Source organism: Natronospirillum sp., assembly GCF_022565775.1.
In the GTDB taxonomy this organism is placed as follows: domain Bacteria; phylum Pseudomonadota; class Gammaproteobacteria; order Pseudomonadales; family Natronospirillaceae; genus Natronospirillum.
In genome coordinates this window covers 29,412-45,545 of the sequence record NZ_JAIUMC010000011.1, presented here as the reverse complement: position 1 = coordinate 45,545, position 16,134 = coordinate 29,412, and the positions used below count along the sequence as shown (strand labels likewise).

Annotated in this window: 13 protein-coding genes and 1 tRNA gene; 9 read left to right on the top strand and 5 right to left on the bottom strand. The window is 58.7% G+C overall.

All coding sequences use genetic code 11. From position 1 onward, the window contains the following. The 5 genes from LAT62_RS04380 (at position 1) to LAT62_RS04360 (ending at position 5,881) form a co-directional block, all read left to right on the top strand. Positions 1-993 carry a TAXI family TRAP transporter solute-binding subunit gene (locus tag LAT62_RS04380; protein WP_293379526.1) on the top strand — a complete coding sequence of 331 codons (993 nt, stop codon included), beginning with the start codon at positions 1-3 and terminating at the stop codon, positions 991-993. 4 nt (positions 994-997) lie between these two features. After that, positions 998-1,534, top strand: coding sequence for a DUF1566 domain-containing protein (locus LAT62_RS04375; RefSeq protein WP_293379523.1), 537 nt, complete (start codon positions 998-1,000; stop codon positions 1,532-1,534). Between the two features lie 191 nt (positions 1,535-1,725). Beyond that, a complete protein-coding gene (locus LAT62_RS04370) occupies positions 1,726-2,703 on the top strand; it encodes a TAXI family TRAP transporter solute-binding subunit (RefSeq protein WP_293379520.1) in 978 nt (325 codons plus the stop codon). Positions 2,704-2,832: 129 nt separating this feature from the next. Beyond that, on the top strand, positions 2,833-5,433 hold the full coding sequence (locus LAT62_RS04365) for a TRAP transporter permease (protein ID WP_293379517.1): 2,601 nt from the start codon (positions 2,833-2,835) through the stop codon (positions 5,431-5,433). Between the two features lie 4 nt (positions 5,434-5,437). Then, positions 5,438-5,881, top strand: coding sequence for a universal stress protein (locus LAT62_RS04360; protein WP_293379514.1), 444 nt, complete (start codon positions 5,438-5,440; stop codon positions 5,879-5,881). A gap of 59 nt (positions 5,882-5,940) precedes the next feature. Here the strand turns inward: LAT62_RS04360 and LAT62_RS04355 are convergent, their stop codons facing one another. Next, entirely contained in the window at positions 5,941-7,761 is a 1,821-nt protein-coding gene (locus tag LAT62_RS04355) for an EAL domain-containing protein (protein WP_293379511.1), read from the bottom strand. Positions 7,762-8,063: 302 nt separating this feature from the next. Here LAT62_RS04355 and LAT62_RS04350 point away from each other — a divergent pair. Beyond that, positions 8,064-8,150: transfer RNA gene (locus tag LAT62_RS04350), tRNA-Leu, on the top strand. A gap of 278 nt (positions 8,151-8,428) precedes the next feature. Beyond that, positions 8,429-9,460, top strand: coding sequence for a UDP-3-O-(3-hydroxymyristoyl)glucosamine N-acyltransferase (gene lpxD / locus LAT62_RS04345; protein WP_293379508.1), 1,032 nt, complete (start codon positions 8,429-8,431; stop codon positions 9,458-9,460). A gap of 28 nt (positions 9,461-9,488) precedes the next feature. On the opposite strand, the gene LAT62_RS04340 is transcribed toward lpxD, so the two are convergent. The 3 genes from LAT62_RS04340 to LAT62_RS04330 form a co-directional block, all read right to left on the bottom strand. Beyond that, positions 9,489-11,171, bottom strand: coding sequence for a L,D-transpeptidase family protein (locus tag LAT62_RS04340; protein WP_293379505.1), 1,683 nt, complete (start codon positions 11,169-11,171; stop codon positions 9,489-9,491). Between the two features lie 91 nt (positions 11,172-11,262). Further along, on the bottom strand, positions 11,263-11,856 hold the full coding sequence (locus tag LAT62_RS04335) for a cyclopropane-fatty-acyl-phospholipid synthase family protein (protein WP_293379502.1): 594 nt from the start codon (positions 11,854-11,856) through the stop codon (positions 11,263-11,265). 160 nt (positions 11,857-12,016) lie between these two features. Beyond that, complete coding sequence (locus LAT62_RS04330) at positions 12,017-12,850, bottom strand: outer membrane protein assembly factor BamD (RefSeq protein ID WP_293379499.1); 834 nt, start codon at positions 12,848-12,850, stop codon at positions 12,017-12,019. Between the two features lie 68 nt (positions 12,851-12,918). Here LAT62_RS04330 and rluD point away from each other — a divergent pair, with 68 nt between their 5' ends. Together rluD and pgeF are read left to right on the top strand one after the other, a co-directional pair. Beyond that, positions 12,919-13,881: a 23S rRNA pseudouridine(1911/1915/1917) synthase RluD gene (rluD, locus tag LAT62_RS04325; protein WP_293379496.1), complete on the top strand. Its 963-nt coding sequence runs from the start codon at positions 12,919-12,921 to the stop codon at positions 13,879-13,881. Next, positions 13,871-14,635 (top strand): peptidoglycan editing factor PgeF, encoded by a 765-nt coding sequence (pgeF, locus tag LAT62_RS04320; protein ID WP_293379493.1) that lies wholly within the window; start codon positions 13,871-13,873, stop codon positions 14,633-14,635. Before rluD ends, pgeF begins: the two co-directional genes overlap by 11 nt. 33 nt (positions 14,636-14,668) lie before the next feature. Here the strand turns inward: pgeF and LAT62_RS04315 are convergent, their stop codons facing one another. Next, positions 14,669-16,063: a pre-peptidase C-terminal domain-containing protein gene (locus tag LAT62_RS04315; RefSeq protein ID WP_293379491.1), complete on the bottom strand. Its 1,395-nt coding sequence runs from the start codon at positions 16,061-16,063 to the stop codon at positions 14,669-14,671. Positions 16,064-16,134 lie beyond the last annotated feature (71 nt).

Sequence of the window (16,134 nt, the reverse complement as noted above, 5' to 3'; positions counted from 1 at the left end):
ATGATGACAATACAACAATATCTCAAGACGTTCCTGGGCCTGGTGGTACTGTCCTGCATGGCGCTGTCCGGTACCGTTTTGGCTGACAGCAACGGGCGTCAGTTTCTGTTCGGCTCTGCCGGTGTGAATGGTGTCTATTTTCCGGTGACGGGCGCCATCTGCAGACTGATGAATGCCTACACCCATGAGCATGGACATGAGTGTGTCGTGGTGAGTTCCGGAGGCTCGGTGCATAACCTGAATGGCCTGCGCTCCAACACCTTTCGCGTGGGTATCGCGCAATCCGATCTGCACTATCAGTCCTATCATGGTGAAGGGCGGTTTGCCGACCAGGGCGCTCATGGCGGCTTGAGGTCCATGTTCAGCGTGCATGCGGAGCCGATCACCATTGTTGCGCGCCGTGAGTTGGGCGCGCAGCAGATTGAGGAGTTGCTGGGTCGCCGGATCAACATAGGCCCGGCCAACTCGGGCACCAATGCGACCTTTAGTGTGCTGATGGACGCCATGGGCCTGGCAGAGTCGGACTTCGACTCACTGAATACCTTGCGTCCGGAAGAGCAGGCCCGGGCGCTGTGTGAAGACCGGGTCGACGCCATTGTTTACACCGTTGGCCACCCCAGTTCAGCCATCGCCAGCGCGATCAGCGACTGTGATGGTGTACTGGTATCCATAGACAACGAAGCGGTCGATTCCCTGATCAGCCAGTTGCCCTATTTCCGTTCCATCACCTTGCCTGCCTCGCTTTATGAAGGGCAGGACCGGGCGGTAACCACCTTCGGTGTAGGCGCGACCATTGTTGCCGCGGCCGAGACTGAAGAAACCCTGGTGTACGAAATGACCCGGCGGGTATTCGAAAACTTTGACGATTTCTCGACCCTCCACCCGGCACTGGTGACCCTTGATCGGCAGCAGATGGTCAGCGATGGCCTGACCGCACCGCTGCACTCCGGTGCGGCCCGCTATTTCCGTGAAGTCGGCTTGCTGGAGGACTAAACGAATGAATTCTGAAGGCAATAACTCATACAGTGTGGCGCGCAAAAATCTGCAGGGCCTGGTTGTCGGTGTGATCATCTCGGCTCTGGCGGCCGGCTCGATGGCCAATTGTCAGCGCACCGATGCCGGGCGCTACAGTGCCGAGGGGCCTGTAGTGCTCGATAATCGCACTCAATTGATGTGGAGCCGCTGCAGTCTGGGGCAGACCTACACTGACAACCAGTGCACAGGAACTGCCTCTGCTCATAGTCTTGCCCAGGCACGGCAACTGGCCAGCAGTGCAGACATAGGTGGTTACTCGGATTGGCGCGTTCCAACCATCGACGAACTGGAGACTCTGGTGGACAGCGAGTGCAGCTATCCCGTCGTCAGTCTGGACGTGTTCCCCAATACGCCTGTTTCCTTCTATGCGTCTACCACGCCGTTTCGGTTTGGTACCTATCGGTTTATGTACCTCTATTCCGGTACCGGAGAGGTCCGGCACGATGACCAGAACAACTACAGCAGAGTTCGCCTGGTCAGGCGGGCGGGCAGTAACTGAATACCCGCGAGCGGGGCAGGCCCCGCTCTCGATTTTCAATTCACCAGAACAGAGGAGGACCCGACCACGCACTGCACCATTTGAAGTCACTTGCCAAATGACTGCTTGGTAGTATTCTTGAAATTGCGTGAGCCCGCAGTCGAAAACGGTTCACGGTAGAACCCTGATATCAAAATAAAACGGAGCAACCCATGAAAACTAGAAAATCTGCAATGGCCAAACTGGCAACAGTTGGTCTCGCCATGTCAATGGGGCTGGCGGCTGGAAACGCTGCTGCCAATGAATTCATCAGCATCGGTACCGGTGGTGTCACCGGGGTTTACTACCCAGTGGGTGGTGCCATCTGTCGACTGGTCAACGCCAATCGGTCCGAACATGGAATCCGCTGCGGTGTAGAAAGCACAGGCGGCTCCATCTTCAACACCAACACGATCCGTGATGGTGAGCTGGATTTCGGCATCGTCCAGAGCGACGTTCAGTACAACGCCATCAATGGTGAAGTCCAGTTCGAGGGCGACGCGTATGAAGACATGCGGGCTGTCTTCGCGCTGCACGTTGAAGCGTTTACTGTAGTGGCTCGTGAAGATGCCGGTGTGTCCGAGTTTGACGAGCTGGAAGGCATGCGCGTCAATGTGGGTAACCCGGGTTCAGGCCAGCGCGCTACCCTTGAGCAACTGCTGGAACTGCAGGATAAAGACTTCGGTGTTTATTCTCAGGCCTCCGACCTGGTCGCTTCCCAGATGGCGGCCGCCATGTGTGACAATCAGGTAGATGCCATCATCTACGTGGTTGGTCACCCGAGCGGTGCGATTGAAGAAGCCACTACTTCTTGCCCCGGCAAGCTGGTGAACGTGACGGGTTCCGCTGTTGAGCAAATGCTCAACGAGTTCCCGTACTACGCGGCTACCACCATCCCGGGCGGCATGTACTCTGGCAACCCTGACGACATCGAAACCTTTGGTGTTGGTGCGACTCTGGTCACAGCAGCCAGCGTTTCTGACGATGTGGTCTATGAACTTACCAAGGCCGTCTTCGAAAACCTGGATTCCTTCAAGGATCTGCACCCGGCACTGAGCACGCTTGATGCCGAAAGCATGATGAGCGAAGGCCTGTCTGCGCCCCTGCACCCCGGTGCCGAGCGCTACTACCGTGAAGCCGGTATGATGTAACCGACGCTTACCATGTACTTCGGGTGATCATGGAAACAGACACCCGATCCCATGCAGCCGGGTCCGACGGTCGTCGGACCCGGCGTTTTATAGGGCAACAAGAAAAAGTACGGATCATGCAGGGCTACCATGACGGAACCTAAATCGGCAGACAATATTCAGATTGAAGAACCGGACGATACCAAGATCAAGGAGCTGCTGGAGAGAGAAAGCGGCGCTCGCTGGCCAGGCGGTATAACCGGCAAAATCATTATCGCGGTCGCGTTGGCCTGGGCGCTGTTTCAGCTCTGGAACGCATCGCCATTCTCACTGATTTCCACCACGCTTGTGCGACCTATTCACCTCGCATTCGCGGTGTTTCTTGCATTCATGACCTTCCCTGCGATGAAGCGGGGGTCACAGACTCACGTACCCTGGTACGACTGGATACTGGCATTGATGGCCAGCGCTTCAGCCCTGTACCTGGTGGTCAATTATGACGCTCTGTCCATTCGCCCTGGCCGGCCCATCACCATGGACCTGGTGTTCGGGGCAATAGGTATGGTGCTGCTGCTCGAGGCCACGCGCCGGGCGCTGGGCAAGCCCCTCGTCATCGTGGTTATTGTATTTTTGACCTATACCTATTTTGGTCCCTACTTCCCTGAAGTGATACAGCATAGCGGCCGAAGTTTCCGGCGCATCATGTCGCATCAGTGGTTGACCACAGAAGGTGTTTTCGGGGTGGCAATTGGCGTCTCCGCCGGTTTCGTCTACCTCTTTGTATTGTTTGGCTCTCTGCTCGACAGAGCCGGGGCGGGCAACTATTTCATTCAGGTGGCCTTCTCGTTGCTGGGCCACATGCGCGGTGGCCCGGCCAAGGCCGCGGTTGTGGCGTCCGGCGCCACCGGTATCATTTCCGGCTCTTCCATTGCCAATGTGGTGACCACGGGTACGTTTACCATTCCGCTGATGAAGCGGGTCGGCTTTCCGGCCACCAAGGCCGGTGCGGTCGAGGTGGCCTCGTCCACCAATGGCCAGTTGACGCCGCCCATCATGGGGGCCGCAGCCTTCCTGATGGTGGAATATGTGGGTATTTCCTACATTGAAGTCATTACCCACGCCATTCTGCCGGCACTCATCTCCTACGTTGCCCTGATTTACATGGTGCACCTGGAAGCGGTCAAGGCCGACATGAAGGGCATCCCCCGCCGTCAGCCGACGACGCTGATGCGCTCCGCGATCAGTTTCCTGACGGTATTTATCGGGCTGTCCATTCTGACCTTTATCGTCTATTACGGCATTGGCTGGATACGTGTACTGATGGGGCCTGCGGCAACGCCGCTGATCATGGTACTGGTGCTGGCCTCCTACATTGGCCTGATCTGGTATGCCTGTCAGTTCCCGGATCTGATCATGGATGACCCGAACAAGCCCATTACCGAGTTGCCCGAGGTGGGGCCCACCGTCAAGTCCGGGCTGTATTTCATTCTGCCCGTGGTCATGCTGGTCTGGTTCCTGGCCGTTGAGCGACGCTCTCCGGGGATGTCCGTGTTCTGGGCGACCATGTTCATGATCTTTATCGTGCTGACCCAGCGTCCGCTGAAGGCCTTTTTCCGGCGCAGCGGTGATGTGCCAGCGCGGCTTTGGGAAGGCCTGACCGATCTCTACCAGGGCATGATCAGCGGTTCGCGCAACATGATCGGCATTGGTGTGGCCACAGCGGCGGCTGGTATCGTGGTTGGCACGGTGACCCTCACGGGTATCGGTCTGGTGATGACAGACTTTGTGCAGTTCCTGTCGGGTGGCAACCTGATGTTGATGCTGCTGTTTACCGCCATCATGAGTCTGATCCTGGGCATGGGCCTGCCGACAACAGCCAACTACATTGTGGTGTCTACGCTGATGGCGCCGGTCATTGTGGCGCTGGGCGCACAGAATGGCCTGGTGGTCCCGCTGATCGCGGCGCACCTGTTCGTGTTCTATTTCGGTATTCTGGCTGACGATACGCCACCGGTAGGTCTGGCGGCCTACGCGGCTGCGGCCGTGTCCAGAGCGGACCCGATCATGACCGGTGTACAGGGCTTCGCCTATGATATTCGGACGGCTATCCTGCCCTTCATGTTCATCTTCAACACCAACCTGCTGCTGATCGACATAGAGAGCATCTGGCATTTGGCGGGTGTGATCGCAACGGCTCTGGCTGCCATGCTGATTTTCGCCGCCGCCACACAGGGCTACTGGCTGACCAGAACGCGCATTTGGGAAACGGCCGCCTTGTTGCTGATCGCATTCACACTTTTCCGGCCCGGCTTCTGGTGGGACATGATCTATGATCCACTGGATCGCTTCGATGGCGCCAACATTGCCGAAGTGATTGAAGATCTGCCCGATGGCCATGAACTGCGCATGCATGTCAGTGGCATGACCATGGCGGGCGATGACGTGGAAACCTACAAGCTCTTCCCGCTGGGCGAGCGTGCCGAAACAGGTGAAGAGAGACTGGCCAATCAGGGGCTGACCAGTGTCAGTGCCGATGGCAGCCGGTTGGCGATCAATGCGGTACAGTTCGGTTCAGTAGCAAGAGGAGAAGGGCTGGACTTCGGCTGGCGCATCAATTACGTCGAGCTGGAAGCCGAAAGGCCGCCGCAAGAGCTGATGTGGATCCCCGCACTGCTGCTGCTGGGGCTGGTTGCATTGTTGCAAATAGGGCGTCGCAGAAAGCAACTGGCGACTGCGCAACAAGGAGGGTAAGACGATGTTCAAGACAATTTTGGTGCCTGTATCGCTCTCTGCGGAACTGGTGCAGACACAGCGTGCATTGCACGCTGCTATCACGCTTTCCCAACTTCACACTGCCAGGTTGCACATCCTCACGGTGATGCCTGGGTTCGGCTCCCCATGGGTGGCCGGGTACTTCCCCAAGCCGGACATGAACAAGATCAAGGATGAGGCGTATCAGCAGTTGCGTGACATCGTCAAGCCGGTATTGCCCGACAGCGTGGATGTCAAATTGAAAGCGCTTGATGGCACGCCGTATAAGCGCATCCTGCAGGAGTCCGAGCGCATCAGCGCGGACCTGATAGTGATACCCAGTCACTCTCACAATGCAATGGAGCGGACGCTGCTCGGTTCCGTCGCGGCCCGAGTGGTCGAACGATCAAAAGTGTCGGTATTGGTCGTGCGACCCGAGTTGCCCTGACAGGGTCGTTCGGTACAGAGGAGGTTGCAACAGTTACAACCAAATGGCGGCCTGGCGGGTCAATCCGCGCCGGGTTGCCATTTCATGCTGTAGATCCCCTGACCACCCAGCTTTTTAGCGGCTGACTTGGCAGAGCTCAATGCGGGTGACAGGCTGTCCAGAGATGTTACCTGCTGCTCGCGGACGGTGACTACACCAATCGACACTCTGGGCAGTGCGAACTGGCGCTGCACACCATGCCGGTCGACAGCCGGATAACTGGTCGCATTTTTTCCCGCAGTCATCATCAGTTCCCGCACGCCTTCCGCAAACAGTAACTGCAGCAGGCGCAGTTGCGGCTCGGGATTTCTGGCTGTCGAGACCACAACGAAATCGTCGCCCCCAATGTGACCGATAAAGAATTTGCGATCGCGCAGGCGCTCACGGAGCAGTCGAGCCAACAGCATGATCACGCGGTCACCCATGTGATAACCCCAGGTGTCATTGAAGGGCTTGAACGCATCGATATCGACATAGGCGACACTGAAAGCACCTTGTTGACGGATCAGCTCCAGCAGGTGTTCGTTGGTGGGCACATTGCCCGGAAGATGAGTCAGGGGGTTGGCATGCCGTGCGGTACGCAGACGATGCTCCGAGATATGCCGCAGCAGATCGCTTGAGCGCCCTACGCCCATGTACTGACCATTCTGCCCCGTCACAATGAAGTGTTGCCGAACCTGCAGGTCGTTCTGCGCGGTCACCATGCGGCTGAGGTCTGTCAGCAAGGTGGTGTGGCTGACAATCAGGGCGCGCGGCGACATATGCTGATGAACCGGGCTTCGGGCATGCAGAGTGCGGCCGGAAGGTCTGGCCAGCAACTCATAGACGGTGGTTCGTTCGATCAAGCCCAGCGGCATGCCTTGATTGACCACCGGAATGACCGGCGCCTGCGGATCTGCCTCCAGACGCTGCCAGAGTTGCTCCAGCAGCGTGTCAGGGCCGATGGGCTCCACCCAGCGGGCAAATCCCCTGGCCTGTTGAAAGTCTTCTGCACGGCGGCGCGGCGGCGCGTCAATGGCCAGGGTAGAGGGCCGCACCGGCTTCTCGGCCGGATGGCCATAGTAGAAACCCTGCATCAAATAGACGCCAAGCTCCTGCAGCATGTCGACTTCCTCTACCGACTCCACACCGGTCACGATCAACTTGGATCTGAGTTCTTCGCAAAGCTGCACCAGCGCACGCAAGAACGCCTGCTTGATATGTGAGCGCTGGATGTTGTGCGTGAAATGAGGATCCAGCTTGATATAGTCTGGCTCCAGCTCGGACCAGAGCCGGAGACCGTTGTAGCTTGTGCCGAAATCGGCAATGGCAACACCAAAACCCATCTTGCGGTAGTGATGACAGGCCGTCTGCAACGCACTGAAATCTTCCCGAAAACGGGTGTCCGTCAATTCGATCACCACGTTGTCCGGTTTCAACCCCGACTGCGCCAGTTGATCCAGTGTGAAGCCCTTGGGGTAACCCGGATGGAGAAAGGCATCCGGAGCGCAATTCAGAAACAGCTGACCGGTCAGGTTGCGCTCGTTGAACCGTTCAATCGCAAGCCGTCTGCAGGCTGTCTCCAGAGGCGGCAACAGGTCCAACTGATGAGCCTCCTGAAACAGGTCGATGGGGGGTTCCAGTACGTGCCCATCCGGACCCCGTGACAGACACTCATACCCGATGATATCGTTCTGCGTCAGATCGATAATGGGCTGGTACAGAGAACGGATACCACATTCAATGATCGCCCTCACGGTCATCGCATCGTGATCATCCAGCCTGGTGTCCAACCTGAGCTGTCGAAGTGAGCCGTCCCGGCCATCTTCGGTAGTCGGCAGAACCTCTTTTCTTGTTATCATAAAAAGCGAACCCGACTGCAGTGAGTGTCTGGGTGAGTGCGTCAAAGCCAACCGACATCCAGCGGAAATGGCTCCTTTTTGAATGCCTTTCGAGAGTGGACGATATTTATACACTTAATCGGTTAAGTCAATGTGACTGGCCCACAGAATTACATCTTTTAACAGTGTTATTGGCCGGTTTTTGTACAGATAAAATCGGTCGTTTTTGGGGCACTTGTTGAGGTGTTCTGCTCAACTGTCTGATTGATCAGAGAAAACTTTGCGCTGGCCGTCCGTTCTAGTAGAATGCGCAAAGTTTCAAAGCCAGAGTGGCGAAATTGGTAGACGCAGCGGATTCAAAATCCGCCGGGGTAAAACCCGTGCCGGTTCGAGTCCGGCCTCTGGTACCAGCTTTTAAGATAGCCCGAGGTGAAAAGTCATCTCGGGCTTTTTTGTACCGTTCGAACCGGCACTCCCCCGTGCCGGCCGAAACGTCGGACCGTCGATCCCGGCCTCTGGTACCAAATTTAAATGAACCCGATCAGTTCACGCTGGTCGGGTTTTTGTATCTCCTTCACCAAAGGTTAAATTTCCTCTTCTGCACAAGCCGGTTTGCAGGGTATTCTTCAAGACACCGGGAATGCCAGCCGCAACGCGGTCGGGCTGGTCCGAAGAAGGAATTCTACCCATGCCCATGCCACCCAAAACCTATACCCTGGCCGATCTTGCGGAGCGTGTCGGTGCCCAGTTGATCGGCGATGCCGAGCAGCGGGTGCACAGCGTCGCCCGCCTTGACCGCGCCGAACCTGATCAACTGGCGTTCTGTACCTCTGATCGCTATCTGGACCTGCTGAAGGACACCCGTGCCTGCGCGGTGTTGCTGCGCGAGCAGCATGCGTCGCACTGTCCCGTCAGTACGCTGATCGTTGCGGACCCCTATTTTGCCTACGCCGAATTGGCCAACCTGCTGCATCCGCGTGTTCAGTATGCGCGCACGGTGGCGGAGTCGGCGGTTGTCGATCCGACTGCGCAGATTGGTGAAGATGTCTATATCGGCGCCGCTGCGGTAATCAGTGCCGGGGCGATTATCGAGCCCGGGTGCGAGGTAGGCCCGGGTGCCTTTGTGGGCCGAGATGCCTTTGTCGGGGCGGGTTCGATTCTGGCCGGGCAGGTGTATGTCGGCGATCAGTGTCACATTGGTGCGCGCGCCATCCTGCACGCCGGTGTGGTGATCGGGTCTGACGGTTTCGGGTTTGCACCCGGCAAGGCGGGCTGGAAAAAGGTGCCGCAGTTGGGCAATGTGCAGGTCGGCGATGATGTGGAGATTGGCGCCAATACCACCATCGACCGGGGGGCGCTGGAAGATACGATTATCGGTGACGGCGTCAAGCTGGACAACCTGGTGCACATTGCGCACAACGTGCGGATAGGGCCACACACCGCGATTGCCGGCGGCACGGCGATTGCCGGCAGCACCACCATCGGTGCGCGCTGTGTGATCGCTGGCCAGTGCGCGATCAACGGCCATATCGAGATCTGCGATGAGGTCACCATCATGGGCATGACCGGCGTCGCCAACTCGATCAAGGAGCCCGGCGCCTACGCTTCAGGGCTGCCTGCACGTGCCGTGCAGGGATGGCGCCGCAATGTGGCTCGGGTGATGAAGCTGGATGACCTCTACGCGCGTGTGCGGGCGCTGGAAAAGCAGCAGCGCTCCTGAACCGGTTTGTCGGCGGTAACCCGGCCGGTCAACCGCCAAATGCCCGATATTGCATGGCCTCCCGCATCAGCGGGTCCCGGTCGTAGATGTCTTCGCGGAATTCGGGTAGCCCGCGACTGTCCACCATGACGGTAAAGTAAACCAGATAGATGGGCACAGGTTCGTTCAGGGACACCACAGTCGGGTCGTCGACGCGCCGCGCCATGTTCAGCCTGTCCCGTGCACCGATGTCCTCACGCACCAGCAGATCGGCAAAGAATGACGGGTCATGCAGACGCACACAGCCGGCACTGCGCGCCCGATCTGCCTGATTGAAATAGGCTTGTGACGGGGTGTCATGCAGATAGATGGCATTTCGGTTGGGGAACATGAACTTGTACTGCCCCATGGCGTTACCCGGGTCCGGCATCTGCTCAAAGCGGTAGCCGAGGTCTTCCGGGCGCATGGCGAGCCAGTCGACACTGTCAGGGTCGACTTCTGCCGCACCGGAATGCCAGCCCTCGAACACCCGATAATTGTTGCGTTGCAGATAGTTGGCGTCCTGTTGCACCTGAGGCAACAGCATCTCGCGCGCAATGCGTTGCGGTACCCGCCAGGTCGGGTTGATCTCCATGTAGGTCATCTCACCGCGAAACACCCTTGTCATGCGGTCCGGCTTGCCGATAACCGCGCGCATGCTGTGATGCTCGCCATGCAGGTGCATGTGGACTTCATAGGCGGTCAGATCAACCCAGATACGATCCTCTTCCAGTTCAGCCGGCAGCCAGCGCCAGCGTTCGAGATTGAGCCGAATCTGTTCGGCACGCTCGGCAATCGGCACATTGATGGCGGCCAGTGTCTGGCTGCCTACGCGGCCATCAGCGTCCAGGCCATGGCGCGACTGAAAATTGCGCACAGCCTCTTCCAGGGCGGCATCAAACTGATTGGGGTTCTGGGGGCGTTCCGGCCCGCGCAGATCACCCAATTGCTGCATGCGCTGGCGCAGCAGGGAGACTCTCGCCCCATTCGAGCCTCGTAGCAGCAGCTCGCCCTGCGGCACCCGGATTTCGATACCCCGGCGGTCCAGTTCGAGGTAATAGGCCAACCAGCGTTGCAGCGCCTGATAATGCGGATGTTGAGGCGCCAGAGATGGCAATGTGTCGACCATCTGCTGTGCCGATTCCAGATCGAGCAGGGTCTTCCAGTCCCCGTTGGGGAGGTCCATCTGCCAGTTGGTGTCAATCAGGGAAGGATCAAAGCGACCGCTGCTCAGATCATGCGCATAGGCCTGCATTGCCATGGTGGCCAATACATCCATTTCTGCCTGTTGCCGCCGATCGGGGCGTGCAAGCCGGCGATAGCCGCGCAGGGCGTCGATGTGGTAATCCACCGGATTCAGGCCGTGCTCGCCGGCCCGTTGCAACTGGTTCAGCAGATCATCCAGTGCGTCATGGTTATCAAGCCAGAGGGGTCGATAGTTGCGTTGTTCATAGAAGGCAAGGAGGCTGTCATCGGGCAGGGCCTGGCCGCCCACCGGGGCGACGGAATCCAGCAGCAAATCGAGCTGGCGCTCCACCGTGTCCTGAATCCGGGACTGTTCCGGGCTGTCGTCAGGAGGATCAGAGCGGCCGGCACAGGAGGCCAGCAGCAGAGTCCACAGGATGAGCGCAGCATAGCCCGCGAACCTGGCCGGAATCTGACTTCCTGATGGTCTGGCTGTTCGGCAAAGCACCCGCCTTTTCTTCCTTTCTGACTGCCAAGGTATATCGTCGCACTATAGGGGAATGCCCAAAGAAAAGCGAGTTGTGAGGCCTGCCTGCTGGTCAGGAGGGCTTGAAGGCCATGATCTGAACGACCATGCTGTCGCCCTGGTGGTAAATGCCTTCACTCACCGGGCGCTCCATTTCCTGCATGCACTGCATGTTGAGGCCACTGAGTTCTTCGCGCAATTGCCCGAGGTCCGGCAGCAGGGCAGGGTCGGAAGGTCCGCCGGTGGCGCGCTCGATCTGCTCCGGATGGTAGCTCTCGTAAACCAGGGTGCCGCCAGGTTGCAATCCGGCAACCACCTTGCGGTGGAGCGGTAAACGGATTTCCGGTGGAAGATGGCAGAAAATACTGACGATGGCGCTCCATCGCCCCGGCTCGATCACATAGTCTGCCAGGTCTGCCTGAATCGTGGTAATGGTGACACCGCGCTCGGCTGCGAGTCGCTGCGCCTTGGCCAACCCGACTTCAGACAGGTCAACTGCCGTTACATTGAAACCCAACTGGGCCAGGAACACCGCATTGCGGCCTTCGCCTTCACCAATGCACAGCACGTCACCGGGCAGAATGTCGTCTGCGGTGCGTCTGAGAAAATCGTTGGGCTCCTTCCCGTATGCATATTCCTGAGTAGAGTATCGTTCATTCCACATCATGCCGAATGCTCCCGGGCTGACTACGGGTATCCACCGCTAAACTGCGACAGACCAGGCAGGTTAAAGCGCCAGCGCTGCTGCAGACCAGATGGAATTACGTCTGGGTGGAGGGGATGGATTATAGCGCGAGTGGCTCGGTTGTCTAATGCCAGTCGACCAATTACCCCACCAGACCCAGTGTCAGCCAGAAATACCAGGGGCGCCGGAAGCGGAAGTCGGCTACCAGTTCATCACTGACCAGAAACTCGCTGTCCGGGAACTCTGTGCGTAAAAGGTCTTCGGTATTCCGGGCAGATGCCTCGTCTCCCTGCTTTTCATGGGTGCGGATTTTCAGTGCCAGCGCATTGTCCTGCACCGGCTCGCCGGGGAACTCGGAGAGCAGCTTCTGCAGGCGGGTCAGCGCGGGTTCGGGCCGATCAACCTGGTAATAATAGAGGGCTACATTGAAGCTGTGCTCCGCCATGCGGGTGCGGGCCACCTGCATGATGCCTTTGGCGTCGTCGCGGTAGTCGCTGTTCGGGAAGCGATCGAGAAATTCGTCCAGCAACTGGAAAGTCTCGTCATAGCCGCTGACGTCGCGGTCAACCGGGTTACGGGTGCTGAGCAGGCTGGCTGTGCGTTCTGCCATGCCAAAACGGATCAGACCGCGCATGTAGTAGACATAGTCCACCCGCGGGTGCGCGGGCTGCAGGCGAATAAAGCGATTGGCCCGACGCATGGCACGATCATATTGCCGACGCTCGTAGTGGGCGTAAATCAGGTCAAGTTGAACCTGGGTTGCATAGGCACCGAAGGGAAATCTGTTTTCCATGGCTTCGAGTTGCTCGATGGCCAGGTTGTAGTTGCCGGCTTCAAGGAAATCCTGCGCCCGGGCATAGCTGTCAGCCTCAGTGGTGATGCGGGTTTGCGGGCCGAACAGGCCGCAACCGGTAAGCAACAAAATGGAGAGCAGAGCCACGATAGCGGGCGTGTGAACAGACAGTCTCGCTAACATCTTTTTCCCTAAACGGTTCGATCAAATACAATGGGCGCCCATTAAACCATATTCGGGGCCGCACACCCATGCATGAAATGATAGAAATGGACGCCCAGGTTCCGCTGGAGCTGGGTGGCCAGCGTCTGGACCAGGTGGCTGCCCAACTGTTCCCCGAGTACTCGCGCTCCCGTTTGCAAGGCTGGATCAAGGCCGGCCAGTTGCTGCTCGACGACCGCCAGGTCAAGCCCCGGGAGAAGGTCGTGGGCGGCGAGTGGCTGCGTCTGGAAGCCGAGCTGGAAGTATTCACCGAATGGCAGGCCGAGCCAGTGGATTTTCCCATTCATTACGTCGATGAACACGTGATTGTGGTCAACAAGCCGGCCGGCCTCACCGTGCACCCGGGAGCCGGCACCCCGAATGGCACCCTGCTCAACGGCCTGTTGCATTATGATCCGGATCTGGCTGCGGTGCCCCGGGCCGGTATTGTGCATCGACTGGACAAGGACACCACCGGACTTATGGTGGTTGCGCGCACGGTAGAGGCTCACACAGAGCTGGTGCGTTACCTTCAGGCTCGCGACATAGACCGCGAATATGAAGCCGTCTGCAAGGGCGTGATGACGGGTGGCGGTGAAGTAGAGGAGCCCATTGCCCGTCACCCGACTCAGCGCATTAAGATGGCGGTGCGCCCCGGCGGCAAGCCCGCACTGACCCACTACCGGGTATTGAAACGCTTTGCCCACCACACCCATGTTCGCCTCAAGCTGGAAAGCGGGCGTACCCATCAGATTCGCGTCCACATGGACCACATTCATTATCCGCTGGTTGGCGATCCGGTCTATGGCGGACAGTTTTCCCTGCCCCGTCAGTGTCCGGACCTGCTGCGCGAAGCCCTGCAGGGATTCCAGCGCCAGGCGCTGCACGCCAAGGCGCTCGGATTTCCGCACCCGGCCACCGGCCAGTGGATGCATTGGGAAATCGACCTGCCAGAGGATATGCAGGCTCTACTGCAGGTGCTGGAAGAGGAGAGCCCGGCTGATGAGTACTGAACCGTCGATTCAGGTGCCCGATTGGCCCGATCAGCCTGAATCGGTGCAGGTGGCGGTCACCTTGCGCGAGGGCGGGGTCAGCCGGCCCCCCTGGAACAGCCTCAATATGGGCGTGCATGTGGGGGATGACCCGCAGGCTGTGGCGGCCAATCGACAGCGCGTCATGAGTCGTTTGTCGCTGCCGTCAGAGCCGGTGTGGCTGAATCAGATGCACGGCACGCAAGTGGCCTGTATCGAGACGCCGGGGCAGCCTGTGCAAGGCGAGGCCGATGCGGCCTATACCCGCTGTGCCGGAGTTCCACTGTGTATTCTTACCGCAGACTGTCTGCCGGTATTGATCACCGACCGGGACGGGCAGGAAGTCGGTGCAGCACACGCCGGATGGCGGAGCCTGTGTCATGGGGTTCTGGAAAATCTGCTGCAACAGTTCAGCGCTTCGCCACAGCATCTTTTGGCCTGGCTGGGGCCGGCGATCGGGCCACAGCAGTTCGAAGTGGGCCCAGAGGTCAAAGCCGCCTTTGTCGAGCAGGCTGCCGAAGCTGAATCTGCCTTCACCCCGGGTGACGGAGACCGCTGGCTGGCAGACATCTATCAACTGGCGCGCCAGAGGCTGGCGAGAGCGGGGGTGACCCGTGTTGCCGGAGGTGGCTTCTGCACCGTGACGGAGCGGGCGCAGTACTTTTCCTATCGGCGCGATGGGCAGACGGGGAGAATGGCAGCGCTGATCTGGCGTCAGGCCAGCGCTGCCGGTTGAGCGGGGGCGGCTTGTCCACCCCCGGGGTTACTTTCAGTAGGGATCAGCGGGTGTGTAGTAGTCGCTGAAGCGGCCGTCCACACCAATCCGGATCGGGGATACGGAGCTGGTATCGTTATCGAGATTGTAGATATCCCCGCTCAGCAGTCGGTAGCGCAGCAGGTCTTCAATGATTACCGGTTCGCCACAGGCAGTCTGTACATAGTCTGTCTGGCCGTCGCCGCGCAGAATGTACACCTCATATCGCCCATCCACCACGGCCTCGCCGGAGGCTGACACGAACAGAGAGGTTTCCTCTGACACGCCAATGCCACGCGTGCTGGTGAACAGGTGCGCCTGAAACACCATCAGGCGGCCCATGCGATCACGCTCATAGAAATGTGTGTCGGTAATGACGTTGTACAACGGATCAGTAATCAGAAAGTCTTCACTGATATTGATGGTATTGTGACAGAAGTCTTCAACCACTTCGTCGCTGACCGCCCCCGGCACACCGTCCGGGTCGTAGATGAACTCGCCAAGTACCGCATTGCCGGCTGAGGTGCCCCCCACAATACCGCCCTTGTCCCATACCGATTGCACGGCATCCTGCAGACGGGTGTTTAGCCATTGATTGAGGTAGTCCGACTGGTCACCACCAGCGATGAACACGAATTCGGCAGAGCGGATGGCCCAATCCACATAGTCGGAGTCCGCCAGGCTGCGGGTATCAACGACCAGGGTTTCAACCGAGTTGGCCTGCGTCAGGTTCATCAGATAGTCATTGTAGCCGTCTGTCCCGGAGGTCCGCAGAACGACAACGTCACCGCCTTGAATATGGGGCGCGACGCGTTGGCTGAACGCATCATCCACATCAGCGCCGCCGCCCATCAGCAGGGCTGCAGGGTCATTCAGGTCGACGCAGGTAGGTGTCGGTGAACCAGTGAGCCATTGCGTGAGCCCGGAGGGGGCATTCGGCCGGTCACCATAGTCGCAGGCAGAGCCCGAACCGCCGCCATTACCGCCACCGCCGTTGTCGGCCTCGGCGAAGGTAACGGTCAGTTCATAATCACCGCGACCCGACCAGGGTTCAACGCGGATGAAATAGGTACCGGGTGCGGCATCTTCGAGGGAGCCGGTTTCCGGATTGTTGCTGGTTTCCCCGCTGGCCAGCACACCACCGGTGTCGCCATAAAGGAACCAGTCCAGGTCGGCATTGCTGGCATGGCTCAGGTTGACTTGGATGTCGCTTTCTTCCTCCAGGTTCAGGTAGAACCAGTCGACATCATGACGATTGCGGATGCTGCCGCTGACCGGCGTATCGCTGCACACCGGGCCATTGGCATTGACTTCAGTGTCGTTGGGTTCGGATTCTTCCGTGATGCAGGCCAGAGCCGAGGCTGCACTGCAGCACATCAGGGTGACCAGACAGATCAGTGTCTTCTTCATGAGGTATATCCTCTTATATTGTTGTCAGCGGAAGTGGCTTCACCGGGATGAAGCCGGAATCCGTCGCCGAT